The 15,709-nt window shown below is 53.7% G+C and carries 12 protein-coding genes and 2 pseudogenes; 3 read left to right on the forward strand and 11 right to left on the reverse strand.

Annotation, left to right across the window (positions count from 1 at the left end; all coding sequences use genetic code 11):
- Nucleotides 1-147 precede the first annotated feature (147 nt).
- The 5 genes from ACFSUF_RS15825 to ACFSUF_RS15845 form a co-directional block, all read right to left on the reverse strand.
- On the reverse strand, nt 148-1,815 hold the full coding sequence (locus ACFSUF_RS15825) for a glycoside hydrolase family 3 protein (protein WP_377604147.1): 1,668 nt from the start codon (nt 1,813-1,815) through the stop codon (nt 148-150).
- Nucleotides 1,816-1,887: 72 nt separating this feature from the next.
- Entirely contained in the window at nt 1,888-3,771 is a 1,884-nt protein-coding gene (locus tag ACFSUF_RS15830) for a cache domain-containing sensor histidine kinase (protein WP_377604149.1), read from the reverse strand.
- A 16-nt stretch (nt 3,772-3,787) separates the two neighbouring features.
- Nucleotides 3,788-4,618, reverse strand: coding sequence for a carbohydrate ABC transporter permease (locus ACFSUF_RS15835; protein ID WP_377604152.1), 831 nt, complete (start codon nt 4,616-4,618; stop codon nt 3,788-3,790).
- Entirely contained in the window at nt 4,618-5,499 is an 882-nt protein-coding gene (locus tag ACFSUF_RS15840; protein WP_377604154.1) for a carbohydrate ABC transporter permease, read from the reverse strand. The genes ACFSUF_RS15835 and ACFSUF_RS15840 overlap by 1 nt, the downstream gene beginning before the upstream one ends.
- Before the next feature lie 78 nt (nt 5,500-5,577).
- Nucleotides 5,578-6,981 carry an ABC transporter substrate-binding protein gene (locus tag ACFSUF_RS15845; RefSeq protein ID WP_377604155.1) on the reverse strand — a complete coding sequence of 468 codons (1,404 nt, stop codon included), beginning with the start codon at nt 6,979-6,981 and terminating at the stop codon, nt 5,578-5,580.
- Nucleotides 6,982-7,335: 354 nt separating this feature from the next.
- Between ACFSUF_RS15845 and ACFSUF_RS15850 the strand changes: the two are divergent.
- Nucleotides 7,336-8,246 (forward strand): annotated as a pseudogene (locus tag ACFSUF_RS15850) (TauD/TfdA dioxygenase family protein).
- A 403-nt stretch (nt 8,247-8,649) separates the two neighbouring features.
- Here ACFSUF_RS15850 and ACFSUF_RS15855 read toward each other — a convergent pair.
- The 5 genes from ACFSUF_RS15855 to ACFSUF_RS15875 form a co-directional block, all read right to left on the reverse strand.
- A complete protein-coding gene (locus ACFSUF_RS15855) occupies nt 8,650-9,414 on the reverse strand; it encodes an ABC transporter permease (RefSeq protein WP_377604157.1) in 765 nt (254 codons plus the stop codon).
- Nucleotides 9,415-9,418: 4 nt separating this feature from the next.
- Entirely contained in the window at nt 9,419-10,222 is an 804-nt protein-coding gene (locus ACFSUF_RS15860) for an ABC transporter permease (protein ID WP_377604159.1), read from the reverse strand.
- Entirely contained in the window at nt 10,219-11,196 is a 978-nt protein-coding gene (locus ACFSUF_RS15865; protein ID WP_377604161.1) for an ABC transporter ATP-binding protein, read from the reverse strand. The genes ACFSUF_RS15860 and ACFSUF_RS15865 overlap by 4 nt, the downstream gene beginning before the upstream one ends.
- 554 nt (nt 11,197-11,750) lie before the next feature.
- Entirely contained in the window at nt 11,751-12,035 is a 285-nt protein-coding gene (locus ACFSUF_RS15870; RefSeq protein WP_377604162.1) for a hypothetical protein, read from the reverse strand.
- Nucleotides 12,036-12,133: 98 nt separating this feature from the next.
- Nucleotides 12,134-12,907 (reverse strand): phytanoyl-CoA dioxygenase family protein, encoded by a 774-nt coding sequence (locus ACFSUF_RS15875; RefSeq protein WP_377604164.1) that lies wholly within the window; start codon nt 12,905-12,907, stop codon nt 12,134-12,136.
- Nucleotides 12,908-13,044: 137 nt separating this feature from the next.
- On the opposite strand from ACFSUF_RS15875, the gene ACFSUF_RS15880 reads away from it, so the two are divergent.
- Nucleotides 13,045-13,908, forward strand: coding sequence for a helix-turn-helix domain-containing protein (locus ACFSUF_RS15880; RefSeq protein WP_377604166.1), 864 nt, complete (start codon nt 13,045-13,047; stop codon nt 13,906-13,908).
- A gap of 25 nt (nt 13,909-13,933) precedes the next feature.
- On the opposite strand, the gene ACFSUF_RS15885 is transcribed toward ACFSUF_RS15880, so the two are convergent.
- Nucleotides 13,934-14,422: a general stress protein gene (locus tag ACFSUF_RS15885; protein WP_377604168.1), complete on the reverse strand. Its 489-nt coding sequence runs from the start codon at nt 14,420-14,422 to the stop codon at nt 13,934-13,936.
- A gap of 160 nt (nt 14,423-14,582) precedes the next feature.
- On the opposite strand from ACFSUF_RS15885, the pseudogene ACFSUF_RS15890 reads away from it, so the two are divergent.
- Nucleotides 14,583-15,665, forward strand: a pseudogene (locus ACFSUF_RS15890) (nitric oxide synthase oxygenase); the annotation flags it as partial.
- Nucleotides 15,666-15,709: the final 44 nt, after the last annotated feature.

Below are 15,709 nucleotides of genomic sequence, written 5' to 3' on the forward strand. Positions count from 1 at the left end.
TTTGGGCGTTGCAGCTTGGGAGTATGGGCTGTAGCGGTACTTATGGGCGTTGCAGCTTGGGAGTATGGGCTGTAACGGTACTTTTGGGCGTTACAAGACAGGGAACGTACAAAGAGCCGCAGGAAGCGGCTCTTTTTTTTAGCAATATTAGTCGCTGCCCGGCCAGCCGAACGGATAGGCATCCGAGAGCGAGACGGGCAGGCGCCCTTGGGCCGGGATGCGCCCGGCGAGGACCTTGGCGAGCGACTGCATCGCCATGGGACGGTTCTCGTAGGCGCATAAGTAGGTTTTCACTTCAGGGAACTCGGACAAATCGTACGGGTTTCTGGTGGAGGCGACGACGAGCTTCAAGCCGTCGATGGCGCCCAGCGCCTTGACCAGGCGCACCTGGCCGGGCGCGAGACGCGACACAGGGTTATGTGTCGCGACGACAACCTGCCGGCGGGTGCCCGCCGCCTCCAGCACGGAAGCGATCTCCGCTTCCGTGGGGTCCAGGCCGATGGCGGTTTCGTGCACATCGGCGATATAAGCGGATAACGCGGTGCCCAGCGTGATGTCCTGCTCGAGGATTTCCACGACCTCCGTGGACTCACGGGGTTCGGCCCACACCACGAGCGTCCGCTCCTCCGCCGAAAGCGGGAGCTGACCCTCGTCCTTCACAAGCGTGATGCTGCGCTCGCTGACGCGGCGCACCGCTTCCCAATCCGCCGGCTGCCCGAACTGGGCCCGGAAGCCGGCGGAACCCGCCTCCGCGCCGGGCTCCGCCATCCGGCGCTTCGCCTTCAGCGCAAGCACCCGACGCACGGAGGCGTCGATGCGCGCTTCCGCCAGGCGGCCGCTCCGCACGGCCGCCGTCACAGCCTCCACCGCCGCGGCTTGCTCCGCGAAGGTGTGGCTGACCAACACCAGGTCCGCACCCGCTTCGATCGCGAGCACGGCCCCCTGGGCAACCCCGACGCCCCGGGAGATGGCATGCATCTCCAGGCAGTCGGTGACGATCACGCCGTCAAAGCCCAGCTTCTCCCGGAGCAGTCCGGTCAGGACGCTGGGCGACAGCGTGGCGGGCAGCGGTTCCCGTTCCACCGCCGGGAACAAAACATGCGCGGTCATGACCGCGTCCACGCCCGCCTCGATCGCCCTCACGAACGGCACGAGCTCTACCCGCTCGAGCCTCTCCATCCCGTGCGGCACGCTCGGCAGGCCCAAATGCGAGTCCACGTCCGTATCGCCGTGGCCCGGAAAATGCTTCACCGTCGCCGCCACGCCCGCCTCCTGGAACCCCCGGACCGCCTCGGCTCCGAACTCGCCGGCCAGCTCCGGCTCCTCCCCGTACGACCGGATCCCGATCACGGGGTTCAAGGCATTATTATTCACGTCGACACTCGGCGCGAAATTCATCGTAATGCCCAGCTGCCGCAGTTCCCGTCCGCTGATGCGCGCCGTCTCATAGACCGCCTCCGCGTCTCTCGCCGCGCCCAGCGCCATCGCACCCGGAATCAAGGTAACGTCCCGGTCGATTCGTGAAACCATGCCGCCCTCCTGGTCCACGGCAATGACCAAGGGTATTCCCTCCCGATACACCTGCGGATGATCCTGCGATTGATCCTGCTGATGTTTCACCTGATCCACCGCCCGATTCACCGCCTGCAAATCAGCCGACAGCCTCGCGATCTGCTCCAGCTCTCCCACATTCCGGCGGAAATAAATGACCCCGCCGACATGATACTTCCGGATCATCGTACGGATTTCCTCGGTGACCGCCTGGCCGTGAAACCCGCACATAAACAGCTGGCCGACTTTCTGCTCCAGCGTCATCCCGGACAACACTTCTTTTGTCCGATCTCTATCAGAATTTGCACTCTTACCCATAGCCCTCTCCCCCTCTGCTCACAAGCGCCTATCCTGCTCCCCCGACAAAGGCAGCACACACCGAATCGTCGTGCCCTCCCCGGCCAACGAGCAAATCCACAACCCATAATCCGGCCCATACTGAATACGGATGCGATCCGCCACGCTCCGCAAGCCCAGTCCTCGGCGCTCTGCATTCAGTCCTTGTTCTTCCTTACGGCGATCTGCATTCAATCCCTGCTCTTCCTTACGGCGCTCTGCATGCAGCCCTTGCTCTTCCTCGAAATCCTCCTGCCCCTCGGCCATATACTGAAACTTCGCCAATATGTCATTAGGGATGCCTATCCCGTTATCTTCTACCGTTAACAAAAGTCGTTGGCCGGACGCCTTCGCCCTCACCGTGATGATACCTTTTCGCTCTAAGCCTTCGAACCCGTGCTGGATGCAGTTTTCCACCAGCGGCTGAAGGGTCAGCTTTTGAATAGAAACGCTCAACAGCTCGTCGGGAATATCCAGTTCATATTCGAACACATCCGCGAAACGGTACTTCTGAATCTCCAAATAACTCTTGAGATGCTCCACTTCCTGGCGGAGCGAAATTTCCTCTTTGCCCAAAATGCTGATCCGCAAAATACTCGCTAACCGCAGCACCATCTGGCTGACCTTGCGCCCGTCATTTTGCATGGCCAGTGCGTTGATGGATTCCAGTGTGTTAAACAGAAAATGCGGTTTGATCTGCGCCTGAAGCACTCTCATCTCGGCTTTGTTCTTGCGTTCCTGTTCCCTTTTGACTTGTCCCAGCAGCTCCTGCACCCGCCCAATCAGGCTGTTGAATCCTTTGGACAGCAGGCGCAGCTCATCCGTCCCGCGCTCCGGCACCCGAATATTCATTTCTCCGCTCTCCACCCGCCCCATAAACCGGACGATCCGGATGATATGCTTTGCAATACGGTTTACGAAAAACAGAATGAAAACCAGCGCAGACAACAACGACAAACTAATGATCACGATAACCCATTGGGAGTATTGCGTAATTTCACGGGATAATGAGCTCCAGGACGCCACCGACACCAAATGCCAGCTCTCTTCCTGCAGGGAAATCGTCGACACCACGCTGTCTTCTCCCGCAAAAGAAAGCCTCTCGCTCCGGTAAGGCTGCCCCGTTGGCAGTTCCCCGCCGAGATAATCCTTCATGTGTTTGCCGTGGATCAGGTCCGAGCTGTCGAACAAAATCAGCCCGTCATCGTTCACAATAAAGAACCGGGTCTCATAGATTTCCTGATTGAAACTAAAATAGCGAAACAGGCTTTTCAGCCCGGAGTTTTTGATTTGTACGAGCAAAATCCCTTTATTATCTAAACTGTCAATGTCCTTAACCACCCGCAGCTGCGTAAAAACCGGTTCTGTACCTGTTAATGACGGAGACTCGTAGGGCCCGACCCATTTCGGCAATCCATTGCGGCTTAACACCGTCTGGTATAAAAGCTGCTTTTTAAACTCCCCAAACGGGAGAGCGCGGAAGTTCTCTTTAGAGTAAATTTTATAAATCCGGTCCCCTTCCAGCGAGTACATCAGCGCATAACTCACCGAGGGATGATTGACCAGCAGTTCGCGGAAATTTTTCTGCGTTTCGTTCAGCTGCAGGTAATTCGTTTCAGTCAGGTCCGTCTCCGAAGCATGATCGTTCAACACTTCCTGAACGGCTGTGCTGGCGATCGTGCTGTCGGTCACCTTGTTCATTTCGGAGAATACGAACTGTACGCTTTGGCTTAGAGCCCGGAGGGTGAGTTCGGCTTGGCGTGAATATTTTTGCTCGGTCAGATCCGAAAGAAAGTAGTAAGCCGTAATGCCCAGCAAAAACAGCGGGACGACAATTAACGTGACAAAAGCAGCAAATAATTTCGTGCGAAGCCTCATGTTCATTCACTGCCCCTCGTGATTATCCCTTAACGCTGCCCGCCGTAATCCCCTCGATAATTTTCTCCTGCAGGAACGCATAGACCACCAGGACAGGCGTCACGCTGAACACGATACCCGTGCAGATGAGCTTGTAGTTCGTCTGATACGAGTCCCGAAAGCCGACCATGCCGGTGGGAAGCGTTTTCAGACTATCTTTGCTAATGAAAAAGTTCGCCAGCAAATACTCGTTCCAATTCCCCAGAAAATTAATGATAAAGACAGTCACTAACGCCGGTACGGTTAAAGGTAAGATAATCTTAGCAAAAAGGCCAACCGCACTCAATCCGTCCATAATCGAAGCTTCTTCCAGCTCGTTCGGGATCGATCTCATGAATGCCGCGATCAGCAGGACGCTGAACGGCAGCGCACCGGCTGTGTAGGGCAGAAATAAGGACCAGTGTGTGTTCAAAATGTGCATGTCGCGGACCAGCATATACTGAGCGATGAACAGCACGTTTCCGGGGATCAGCATGCCGATCAGGACGAACTGATAAATCCATTTGCTCGTGCGGACAAACTTCATGCGGGTCAACGCAAAGGCCGTCCCGGCAGACAGGATGACACCAACGACCGCTGCTGAAACCGATAGATATAAGCTGTTGAAAAAGTACACGTTAATTTTGGCTTTTGTCCACGCTTCCGCATAATTGGAGAACGACAGCTTGCCGGTCAGCGCGAACGGATTAGCTACGATCTCCAAGTTGCTCTCTTTGAACGAAGAAATCAGGATGAACACGAACGGCACCAGAATCACCGCTACATAGGCAAGCAAAATCACATGGGGCAACGTTCTCTTCACAGTAACCGGCATCAGTATTCAATCCTTTCCTGGTTTCTTCCGAACGTGAGCTGGTACAAGGCCGTTAAAATCAGCGCAAAAGCAAAAATGATGATCGAAATCGCCGTCCCATACCCGTATTTGCCGGAAGCGAGCGACTCATGCACCATAAAAGAGGCCATCACTTCCGTGTTGTTGACCGGGCCGCCGTCCGTCATGACGAGCACAATATCGACTACTTTCATCGCGCCCGCAATGGACAGCATGACGACAACCGAGATAATCGGCCGGATCAGCGGCAGCGTCAGGTACCATGCCCTCTGCATGCCTGTGGCTCCGTCAATTTCCGCCGCTTCGTTCATATCCTTCGGAATGGACAGAATCGCCGCCAAAATCAGGACGATGAAGAATCCCATCCACTGCCACGCATTGGTGATCAATATCGCCAGCATCGCCCAGCCCTCTTCCGCCAGCCAGTAAATGTCAGGAGCGCCGAACAAGCCGAGGAACCCGTTGATAATGCCGTCCTCCGGCTCGTACAGGAAGCCCCACAGAATGCCAATGACCGAAGTGGACAGGATCGATGGCATGAACACGGTTGTTTTGTACAATCCCTGGAGCCTTTTTACATTACTGATCAGAATGGAGAACAAGATAATGAGAGGCACCTGGATGAACACCGAGAACACGATAAAAATGATGTTATTCAAAATCGACTTCCGGAACACTTCATCGGTAAACGCCGTGACAAAATTGTCGAAACCGACGAAATTTTTCTCATCCAGCCCGTTCCAGTCCGTGAACCCGTAATAAACCGAGGTCAGCATCGGATAAATAAAAAACAGGAAATACAGCAGCAGCGTAGGTACGATAAAAAGCAGGTAGATCCCGGGATTTCTTAGCGTATGTTTCATCGGTTTGCTCCCTTCGAGACAAAGAAAGCGCCGACCACGCACGTGCGGGCGGCGCTTGCCTATCTGTTCATGCAAGTATTACTTTTTGGCGTTGGCTGTATCCTGAGCTTTTTGCAGGGCTTCCGCCAATTTCTCCGGCGTTGTTTTACCTGCGATCAGCTTTTGAAGCTCGGACTCGGTTTCTTTGTACACATCGGACTGTACCGTGGAGTCAAAGTGAGAGAATGCGCCTTTTGCCGCTTTATAAGTGTCCATAACTTGCTTTACAAGCGGATCGGACACTTGGCCCAGTTTGTCTTCGGACAGCTGCATCGCAGGCAGTACCGCATCATCCAGCAGGCCGCGCAGCTGCATCTCTTCGTTGTACAGGTTTTTGATAAAGGCTGTTACCGCTTTTTTCTCGTTCTCGTTCAGGTCTGCGGAGAAACCGTACCCGTTAGAGTAGTTACCGTTGATGAACGTTTGGTCGCCTTTACCGCCTTCTACGGCTGGCATCGCGAAGTAGCCTACTTTGTTAGTGATATCAAAAGCTTGAGCCGGATCCTTGAATACAGAAGCTCTCCAGGAGCCGTCAAACAGCATCGCCGCTTTGCCTTGCACGAATTCGTTCAATTGATCCGCGTACTCTTTGCCAAGCTCGCCTTTGGTGAAGTAGCCTTTTTTCTCCCAATCCGCATATTTCGCGTAGGCTGCTACCACTTCCGGTTCGTTCCATTTTCTAGTGCCTTGCGGCAAGCCGTCCATCAGGTCCGGACCCGCATAGCGGCCCAACAGTGTGTTCACTAACATGTTAGGAACCCATGCCGCTTTGGATCCCATTGCGAAAGGAGTGATGCCGTTCTTTTTGAACGTTTCTGCTGCTGTTTCCAGCTCGGCAAATGTTGTCGGCACTTTCAGGCCGTATTTTTCAAACAGCGTCTGGTTGTAAAAGAATCCTTCGGACGAACCGCCGATCGGCAGCCCGTATAGTTTACCGTCGTAGACGAATTGGTTGAGGTTCAGGAATTTGTCTTTGATGCCCAGTTCTTCCACGATCGGGGTCAGATCCAGCAGGCGTCCCGCTTTTGCATATTTGAGCGCATCTCCCGCACCGCCGAACAAGTCGAAAATTTTGGGAGGGTTGCCGGCAGCCATCTCGGCAGGAAGCTTAGTAAAGCGGTTCACGGAATCCTCTACGCCGTCCAGTTCAAATTTCAAGCCGGGGATTTCCTCTTCGGTCTTCTTTACGACTTCATCAAGAATCGCTTTGCGGTTCTTCTGAGCGTCGCCGATTTGGATGTGGCGAAGAGATACGGTAAACGGCTCCACGGCCGCCGGCTCTTCTGCGGCAGGCTCTTCTGTTTTCTCTGTTGTGTTAGCCGCATTGTTTGCCGGTTTAGCCTCTTCATTGGCCTTGTTGTTGCCGTTACTGCCGCCGCAGCCCGTCAAAACTACAGAGACCGCAACGATGAGGATAAGAATCAGGGATAAACTCTTTTTCATTCTTTGTATACCCTCCCATAATAATGATGATGGTTAGTGTGTCACCGCAACTCTTGGTTGCCTCTTTATTATAGAATCGCCGCACGGAATCCGGCAGGTCCACATTTCGATTAAAGAGGGATACAATCATCTACTCTTCCGTCTGCAAAAAATGCGGTTGACATTCCCTCATTATGGAAGTAAACTCTTTCCCAAGAGTAACCTATTTATCCGTAATGAATTGACTGGGCAGCCAGAGATTCAACGAATTATCGTTGGGTCTCTTTTTTATTGCCTTAATACCCATTATTTTCATCGGATAAGTATGTGATATCTCTACACTATGTTCGCCATCGGGCGAAGGAGGAAATGAGTATGAGTAAACAAAGCGCATCGGTGAATACGGCACTGGACATTGTCAAAGTAACACCGCACATCGGAGCAGTGGTCAACAATGTACGTCTCTCCGCAGATTTGGATGAACCTACGGCGGAAGCCATCCGCCAAGCGCTTCTGAGCCATAAAGTCCTCTTTTTCCGGGGCCAGCAGCACTTGGACGATGCATCGCAGGAGGCGTTGATTTCCTTATTTGGCCAGCCGTATGCGCATCCCACCGTACCGACGAAACAAGGCACTTCTTATGTATTGGAGCTGGACTCTCAACATGGAGGCCGCGCCGACCACTGGCATACGGACATTACGTTCGTTGACGCCTATCCGAAAGCCTCCATCCTCCGCTCTGTCGAAGCTCCGGAAGCCGGCGGAGATACGGTATGGGCGAACACGGTGACCGCTTATGAGAACCTGCCGGAAGAGCTGCGCGAACTAGCCGACAAGCTGTGGGGCATCCACAGCAACGAGTACGATTACGCGCCGAACCGGCTGCAAGTAGATCAGGGCGACGTGGAGCATTACCGGAAGGTGTTCACCTCGACGGTGTATCAGACCGAGCATCCGCTCGTCCGCGTGCATCCGGAAACGGGTGAGCGGTCGTTGGTTCTGGGCGGCTTTTTCAAAAAGTTCGTCGGCTACTCCAGTTCCGACTCCGCCCGCTTGGCCGCCTTGTTCCAAGACCGCATCACCCGGCTGGACAATACGGTCCGCTGGAGATGGCAGGCCGGCGACGTAGCCATCTGGGATAACCGCGCGACCCAGCATGTCGCTGTAAACGACTACGGCGACGCCACCGCATCGTGCGCCGTGTGACCGTTGCCGGCGATGTGCCTGTCGGCACCGACGGCCGGCGCAGCGTGACGACGTTAAAGTTTGCTAAAAACGAGCGCTGACTGCAATATCGGGGCATTGAATCAACTTTATATGTCATTACATTCTATTATATTATGAATCAAGTCTCAGAACCCCATGGATCTCCGTGGGGTTAACCTTTTTAGAACCACGAAGCGTTTTATAGCGAAAGACCATACAGCGTTCCAACTCTAATGGACCTGAGTGCCGTTATTTGGCCGAAATTCGGCACTTTAAAATTCTAACGGCCTCATGAGCCCTTATTTGACCCGAAAGTCCCCTCTGGCGGGGCAAATCCCTCAAATAAGGTCCCGTAGGTCCGTTAGCCAGCGTGTTGCGTCCGATTTCCCGAATTAAGGGCGCTCAGGTCCGTTAGCACCAGCCCCTGTGGTCGCCTACCGCCGTTCTGCCCTCCCGCCTAACTCCCCGTCGACCGGTAATGCCTTACCCGAACCTCCAAACGATCAAACACGGAATCAGGAACAGAAACCCGCCAAGCGGCGACAAAATGTACGGCAAATTAGGGCCATCCGTGCGCCCGAGAAGATAAAGCATCGGCCAATAGCTTACGCAGCTGAACGGGATTACATAAGTAAAGAAGCGGAACACCGCTTTATGATAGATGTTCAGCGGATACTGGGCCATTTCCCGCCCGCCGTCGGTAAAGATGTTGGCCACCTCCAGTCCCTGCACGGTCCAAAAGCACATGGTCGCCGCAAGCATCATAATCCCGGCAAACACCGCTACCCCGCTCACCACTGTTAATACCAGCACAGCTGCCTTGGCAGCCGTCCACTCCAGCGGCAAATGGTACAGCGCTATCCCGAGCACAAACAGGCTCTGCATCAGCCGCCCGAACCGGGTGAACTCGAACTTGGAGCCGAGCACCTGGAGTACCGTGCTGCGCGGTCGCACCAGAAGCCGGTCGAAGTCGCCCCCCGTAACCAGGTCCGCAAACATGTCGAATCCCCTGCCGAAGCACTCGCTGATGGAGAAAGCCAAATGAATGACCCCGAACCCCAGCGCCACCTCGTAAAACGTCCATCCTTGCAGCTGCCCGAACCGCTCAAACAGCAGATACAATCCGGCCAACACAAAGAACGGAATAAAAAACTGCCCGAACGTCAGCAGCCAGAACGAAGTCCGGTACTGCATCTGGGAACGGAAATGAATGCTCAAATACCGCACAAAAAGTTTCGCCGAGCTCAAGCCATCAACCTCCCTGTATAACAACTTGCCGAAGCGCCCTGCGCATACACCAGCTGCCGAAGCCAATCAGTACCGCGATCCACAATACCTGAATTGCGATTCCCCACATCGCGTCCACTGGAGGAATCTGCCCGGAATACACCCGGAACGGGAAGTCCGCCGACCAGCGGAAGGGGAGCCAACTTGTCACCTTTTGCAGCCACAGAGGCATTAACGGCACCGGAATGATCATCCCCGACAGAAACTCTCCCGCCACCGCCAACAGCAGCGTAGACCCGGTCGGTGACATCGTCCAGAACACCGAGATGTAAATGAGCATGGAAATCGCCACAACCATCAGCAATCCAAGTATCAGCGCCGCCACAAACAATCCGAAACTGACTGGGGACGGCGGTAGCTTCATCCGGTAAGGCTCCGGCAGCAGAAAAATGACCAGCAGCAGCGGGAAACACCGAAGCACCACGCTGGACACCCTTTGCGCAAGGAGCTTCATATACCAGAACGGGTACAACCTGCACGGCCTGCACAGCTCATAGGCAATATTGCCCGAGGTGATCAGCTTGAACAGCTCCGGATCCCGGAACCACAAGGCGATGAATCCGAGAAACATTTGCTGCAGCCAGATATAAGCTACAAGGTCCTCCAGAGCGATCGGCGGCTCCACCCGGCTGTGCGAATAAAAGGCCATCAGAATCATGATAAAAATAAGCCCGAAAAACAATTGAGTCGCAATCCCCGCCAATGCCGCAGCCCTGTACTGCAAACCGTGAATGAAACGCAGCCTCCATACCGATAAATAAGCCGTCATACCTGATGCTCCTTATACAGTTGCACGACAACTTCTTCGATCGGTTTGTTTTCGACGGACACATCCAGCAGGTCGACCTGCTCCGCCAGCAGTGACAAGACGCCGGCAATCTGTACTTTTTCCGTATCAATGCTGTATACAGCGCGCTCCGGCCCCCATGACAGCAGCTCCGCACCGCTAACCTCAACGTGCTTCGACGTTTCCGCATAATCCACCGTGATCGTACGCTGCGTACCGAAACGCGACCGCAGCTCGGACAGCCTCCCGTCGTATAGCAGCGTTCCTTTTCCAATCATCAGAATCCGGTCCGCCAACGCCTCGATATCGCTCATATCATGGGTCGTGAGGATGACTGTTACGCCCCGGTCCTTATTAATCTTTTTGATAAAATGACGCACCGCAATCTTACTGACCGCATCCAGCCCGATCGTCGGCTCATCCAGAAACAGAATCTTCGGGCTGTGCAGAAGAGACGCCGCTATTTCACATCTCATCCGCTGCCCCAGGCTCAGCTGCCGCACCGGCGTTTTCAAAATCAGCTCCAAGTCCAGCGCCTCTGTAAGCATCTTCAAATTCTCCCGATACATCGCGCCTGGAATGTGATAAATGTCCCTTAGCAGCTCGAACGAATCGATCACCGGGACATCCCACCACAGCTGTGAGCGTTGCCCGAACACAACGCCGATATGACGGACATAATCCGTCCTGTTCTCCCAAGGCGTATGCCCCATAATCCTGCAGGTTCCCCTGTCCGGGACCAGAATGCCGCTCATGATTTTGATTGTAGTCGACTTCCCTGCCCCGTTCGGACCGATATACCCGACAATCTCCCCTTCCCCGATGGAAAAAGAGATGTTATGCAGCGCCTCCACCACCGTATGCTCTCTCACAAACAGTGCCTTCACCGCCTCCTTGAATCCCGCTGACCGACGCGCCACTTGAAACGACTTTCCTATCCCGTCTAACGTGATCATTTCCGTATGTACCTCCTCCGCCTGCTAAAGGCTGGCTTTCGCCGCTAGAAAAGGATACCTAATATGTGAAAAAAAATATAGACTTATGTTTTCGGCTGAGTTATACTAATATTATAGAAGTTAAGGAACCACCCCTTTATTTAAAATATGTCTAAAACAGCCATACGACGTCGCGGACGTCGTTTTTTTGTGTCTACTTAACGAAAATGGTCAGAAAAAAAAACGCCTTACGGCGTTCTTGAATCAGATTTTCCGGCGGATGCCTTACCTAGTGTCCGCTCAATCCGCGAAGATGAAGCAGATGCGGTTCTTCACGCTGACCCGCCCCGCACAAACCAAAGTTACTAAGGTCAAAATGCTGCACTTTCTGCAATTTTTTCGCCTGCATTTTGCCCACTTTACGCCGAATCCTGCACTCCATACAACATTTTCAGCACCAAACACACCTAATATACTCCAATATGTTGTACGACGTGCAACAATCGCCTAAAACCCTCAGGAAAACCATCTAATTTGTTGCAGAAACTACAATATTTGAGCTCAGACGGTTACTCTTATTGGACGCCCTTCTTCCTGCCGGCGCGCCATATTCGCACCCGATAGTAAAGTACCCCAAGCACTAACGCTGCAAAAGCAACCTGCCACCACGCAAACGTATAAGCAAAGCCGAACGAGACCTTATGCTGCAGATAATCTACAGATTCATACTGATCCATCATATCAGGAGTATAATTCAAGGTCATCCACATGCCTGCGCCAATCTGCCAAGCGTAGTAGAGAACCGGCAAGATGACAGCAGCCGTTGCCGCTTCCCCTAGATACCTCCAGTTGCGTCTCACAGTCTTGCTCTCCCCTCCTATTTCCCAAACAAACACTCATCTACAACTTAGCATAATATGGTTTGTTTTTCCAGGTGATGGGGGTTTATATGCCGTACTTACACATCAAGCAAATAACGGGCGGCCGGGCTGATGCGGTCCCATGTTCTTTTGCGAAGGTACTCGGCTTGATTCAACTGCTGCGGGTGCTCACGTGCTGTAAAATAAGCATGCAAAGCCCTGCGCGTGCGTTCCGTGCGGTTGATCGTGCCGCCGTGCCAGACATGGGAATTGAACACACCGACTGACCCGGCGGGCGCAACGAGCAGAACCTCATCCGGATGCGGCGCACTTGGATCGTCCAGATAATCGCGGGGATACCCCGGCAGACGATGCGTACCGGGAACGATCCGTGTAGCCCCGTTGTCCGCGGTAAAATCGTCAATCAGCCAAATCGAATTGCATACATGAAAAGGCTCGCCTGCGCCCAAGCGGCCCCAATCCGCATGAAGCTCCTGGTGACCGGCCCCCGGGATGGCGTCCCGCGCATTCAAAGAGCTCAGTTTAAACTCTCGCTTCAACACGTGATGCACGGCTGCCAGCAGCTTAGGATGCGTATACACCGTATCAAAGATTTCCCCTTTGTTCACTAGATCGGAGAGCCGCCTCGTCCCTTCTTCCTGATGCACTTCCTTGCCCGCATTCATGCCTTCCTTAGCCATCAGCTCCTCGTACTTTTCTCGGAAACTCTCCAGCTGTTCGGTACTTAGCACACTGGGAAACAGGACGTACCCTTGTTCATCCAAACTTCTTTTTTCTTCATCGCTCAATAAAGCCTCCGTCACTCCCAATGCCTCAAATACCTCTTCCATCCTGCAAAGTACCTCGCCCATCGTCCAGCATCCTCCCTGTTTTAACATGAAAATGATAGGATTCCCTTTGCTTATATGGTAAGCTTTTGGCGTAAAAGTGACGATGCCCGATCCTGTTGAGAATACTATTCATTTCTGCTTTTTAAGGGGGAATCTGAATGACTGGACTGTTTGCACGGCGGCCGGTATTTGCCGGGGCCAAAGCTTTTTTCTCGGAGCCCGGGGAGTGCTATCACTTCCCTCTTCACCGCCATGAAGATGTGATGGAACTGCTGTTTATAGCGGAGGGGTATTCCGATTATTCGATCGACGGGATCCATTATCGGGGCGGGCCGGGGGATATCGTTTTGTTCCATCCCGGCATTTGGCATGAGGAGCGCTCCAGAAAAGACACAAGCTTCACATTCTACTATGCAGGCTTCCACTCCCTGCAGCTGCATGGGCTGCCGATGTATCACCTTTACTCCCCGGAAGTCCGTGAGCATCCGGTTTTTTCAGCCGGTCCGCATGCCGAGAACATGAAATCATTATTTGAGAGCCTCTGCCAAGAGGTGGAGGAAGGCTGGAATGAACATCTCAGCGGTGCGAATGCATGGCTGGAGCTGATTATTTTGGAGGCTCACCGGGCCCGCAGCTATCCTCAGGCGAGAGCTGGGCGCACCTCTCCCGTTACGGCTGTTGCGCAGGCCCGGCGTCTGATGGAAGAGCGTTACGATGAACCGCTGACGATCCGCAAGCTGGCGGATGCAGCCTTCTTGAGCGAGTCCTATTTTAGCCACCTGTTTACCAGCCAGTACGGCATAAGCCCGATCCGATTCCTCATAAAGCAAAGGCTGGCCGCAGCCAAAAGATACCTGGCCACTACCAGCCTCCCGATCGAAGAAATCGCACAACGAGTAGGATATTCAAGCTCTACGGCATTCTTCAATCTTTTTAAAAAAGAGGAAGACTGCACACCCGGGGACTATCGCAAGAAGCATCGCATCACCCAGATGGAAAGCAATAAAGAGCATGAGGCTTAATGTGGATGGCCCATGCTCTTGATATTCACTTGTTGTGCTGTTCCGCCGGATTCAATACATCCAGCACGCCAGCCTCTTCCCCCGGCAGAGTCTCCACGAGCACGAGAATGTGCCCCTCTTTCAGCTCCATGTTGTAGTGTTTGGCCTGATCCTCAGTCAAGCCCAAATCCGCTAGGCTGCCTGCGGATCCGCCGGCTATCGCTCCAATCGTCGCACCGGTCAACGTGGCAGCTAAGGCGCCTCCAATGAGCAGAGGGCCGATGCCGGGGACAGCCAGCGAGCTGACGCTTACGAACAATCCAGCGTATCCGCCGAGCAGTCCGCCTGTCACTCGCCCTCCTGTTCCCCCGTCGACATGTCCTGCCTCGGTCTGCTCCTCTATAACGGACCGGGTTTCCTTATCAAGGCTGATGACAGACACCCTCTCCATCTCGATCCCGCGTTCTTTCAGAAGGTCGATGGCCAGAATGGCGTCTGCTTCGTTTTTGAACACTCCTACTCGTGCATTTTTCATGAAAAGTCCTCCCCTGCCAATAAAAGAATCTCGTCTTCTTCCTTACCCACTATGGCAAAAATCAATCAATCCGCAGGCATTGCCGCTGATTTTGTGTATATAGGACCGATTCATTATAATTAAAGACAGGCTGTAACTTTCGGAGGATAAATGCGTGAACATAGAACTAAAACGGCTCAAGAAAGAAGCGGAAGATTTCATCAGGAGCTGCTATACGGAGATTGGCAAAACGGAAAAGGAGCTGACGGACAGGCTCCTTGAGATCCGGCTTTCGATAGAAGATAACGGACATTATACACATAATTATGAAGAGCTTGTACATGGGGCCAAAGCAGCTTGGCGCAACAACAGCCGCTGCATAGGGCGTTTGTTCTGGGACACGCTGGAGGTGTTTGACGAGCGGCGCGCCGAAACAGAGGAGCAAATGGCCGATGCTTTGCTCCGTCATATAGCCTATGCTTCCAATGAAGGCCGGATCCGGCCGGCGATTACCGTCTTTGCGCCGGAGCGGGGGGAGCGATCCATCCGGCTATGGAACCATCAGCTCATCCGGTATGCCGGATATGAGGCTGAGGACGGTACGATAATCGGGGATCCGGCATCGGTTGCCTTTACACGTGAATGTCTTCGGCTTGGCTGGCAAGGAGAAGGCACCCCATATGACGTGCTTCCGCTTGTAATTCAGGTGGACGGAAATAAGCCGAAATGGTTTCCTATTCCGAAGGATCTCGTGCTGGAAGTGGAGATCAGCCACCCGGAGCTGGAGAGTTTTGCGGAACTGGGGCTGAAATGGTACGGCGTTCCCATCATAGCCGACATGGCGATGGACATCGGCGGACTGCGCTATACCGCCGCACCGTTCAACGGATGGTATATGGAGACGGAGATCGGGGCCCGGAATCTGGCGGACATCTACCGGTATAATCAGCTTCCGACTGTCGCGGATTTGTTCGGACTGGACCGCTCCACCAACGCTTCCTTATGGAAAGATCGTGCTCTCGTGGAGTTGAACCGGGCCGTGATTTCATCTTTTAAGCTGTATGGAGTAAGTATCGTGGACCATCATACGGCTGCGGAGCAATTTGCCCTGTTCGAGAAGAAAGAGGCATCCTGCGGGCGGCAGGTGAACGGGCGGTGGTCCTGGCTGATTCCCCCGATGTCGCCGGCTGCAACTCCCATATGGAATACGGAGTATACCGAGACGGAAATCACGCCTAATTATTCTTACCAGACTCTTCCTTATGGGGAGAAGCCGGATGGAGCCCTTCAACCGGAAGCAAACGGCAG

Origin of the sequence: Paenibacillus gansuensis (genome assembly GCF_042684925.1) — a bacterium.
GTDB lineage: Bacteria > Bacillota > Bacilli > Paenibacillales > DY6 > Paenibacillus_N > Paenibacillus_N gansuensis.

What these genes read in the sequence shown, in the direction of transcription:
- ACFSUF_RS15825 (WP_377604147.1), bottom strand. Translation starts at nt 1,815, where the DNA reads ATGACGCTGGAGCAGAAAGTCGGCCAGCTGTTTATGTGCGGGTTTCAC.
- ACFSUF_RS15830 (WP_377604149.1), bottom strand. Translation starts at nt 3,771, where the DNA reads ATGAACATGAGGCTTCGCACGAAATTATTTGCTGCTTTTGTCACGTTA.
- ACFSUF_RS15835 (WP_377604152.1), bottom strand. Translation starts at nt 4,618, where the DNA reads ATGCCGGTTACTGTGAAGAGAACGTTGCCCCATGTGATTTTGCTTGCC.
- ACFSUF_RS15840 (WP_377604154.1), bottom strand. Translation starts at nt 5,499, where the DNA reads ATGAAACATACGCTAAGAAATCCCGGGATCTACCTGCTTTTTATCGTA.
- ACFSUF_RS15845 (WP_377604155.1), bottom strand. Translation starts at nt 6,981, where the DNA reads ATGAAAAAGAGTTTATCCCTGATTCTTATCCTCATCGTTGCGGTCTCT.
- ACFSUF_RS15860 (WP_377604159.1), bottom strand. Translation starts at nt 10,222, where the DNA reads ATGACGGCTTATTTATCGGTATGGAGGCTGCGTTTCATTCACGGTTTG.
- ACFSUF_RS15865 (WP_377604161.1), bottom strand. Translation starts at nt 11,196, where the DNA reads ATGATCACGTTAGACGGGATAGGAAAGTCGTTTCAAGTGGCGCGTCGG.
- ACFSUF_RS15875 (WP_377604164.1), bottom strand. Translation starts at nt 12,907, where the DNA reads ATGGGCGAGGTACTTTGCAGGATGGAAGAGGTATTTGAGGCATTGGGA.
- ACFSUF_RS15880 (WP_377604166.1), top strand. Translation starts at nt 13,045, where the DNA reads ATGACTGGACTGTTTGCACGGCGGCCGGTATTTGCCGGGGCCAAAGCT.
- ACFSUF_RS15885 (WP_377604168.1), bottom strand. Translation starts at nt 14,422, where the DNA reads ATGAAAAATGCACGAGTAGGAGTGTTCAAAAACGAAGCAGACGCCATT.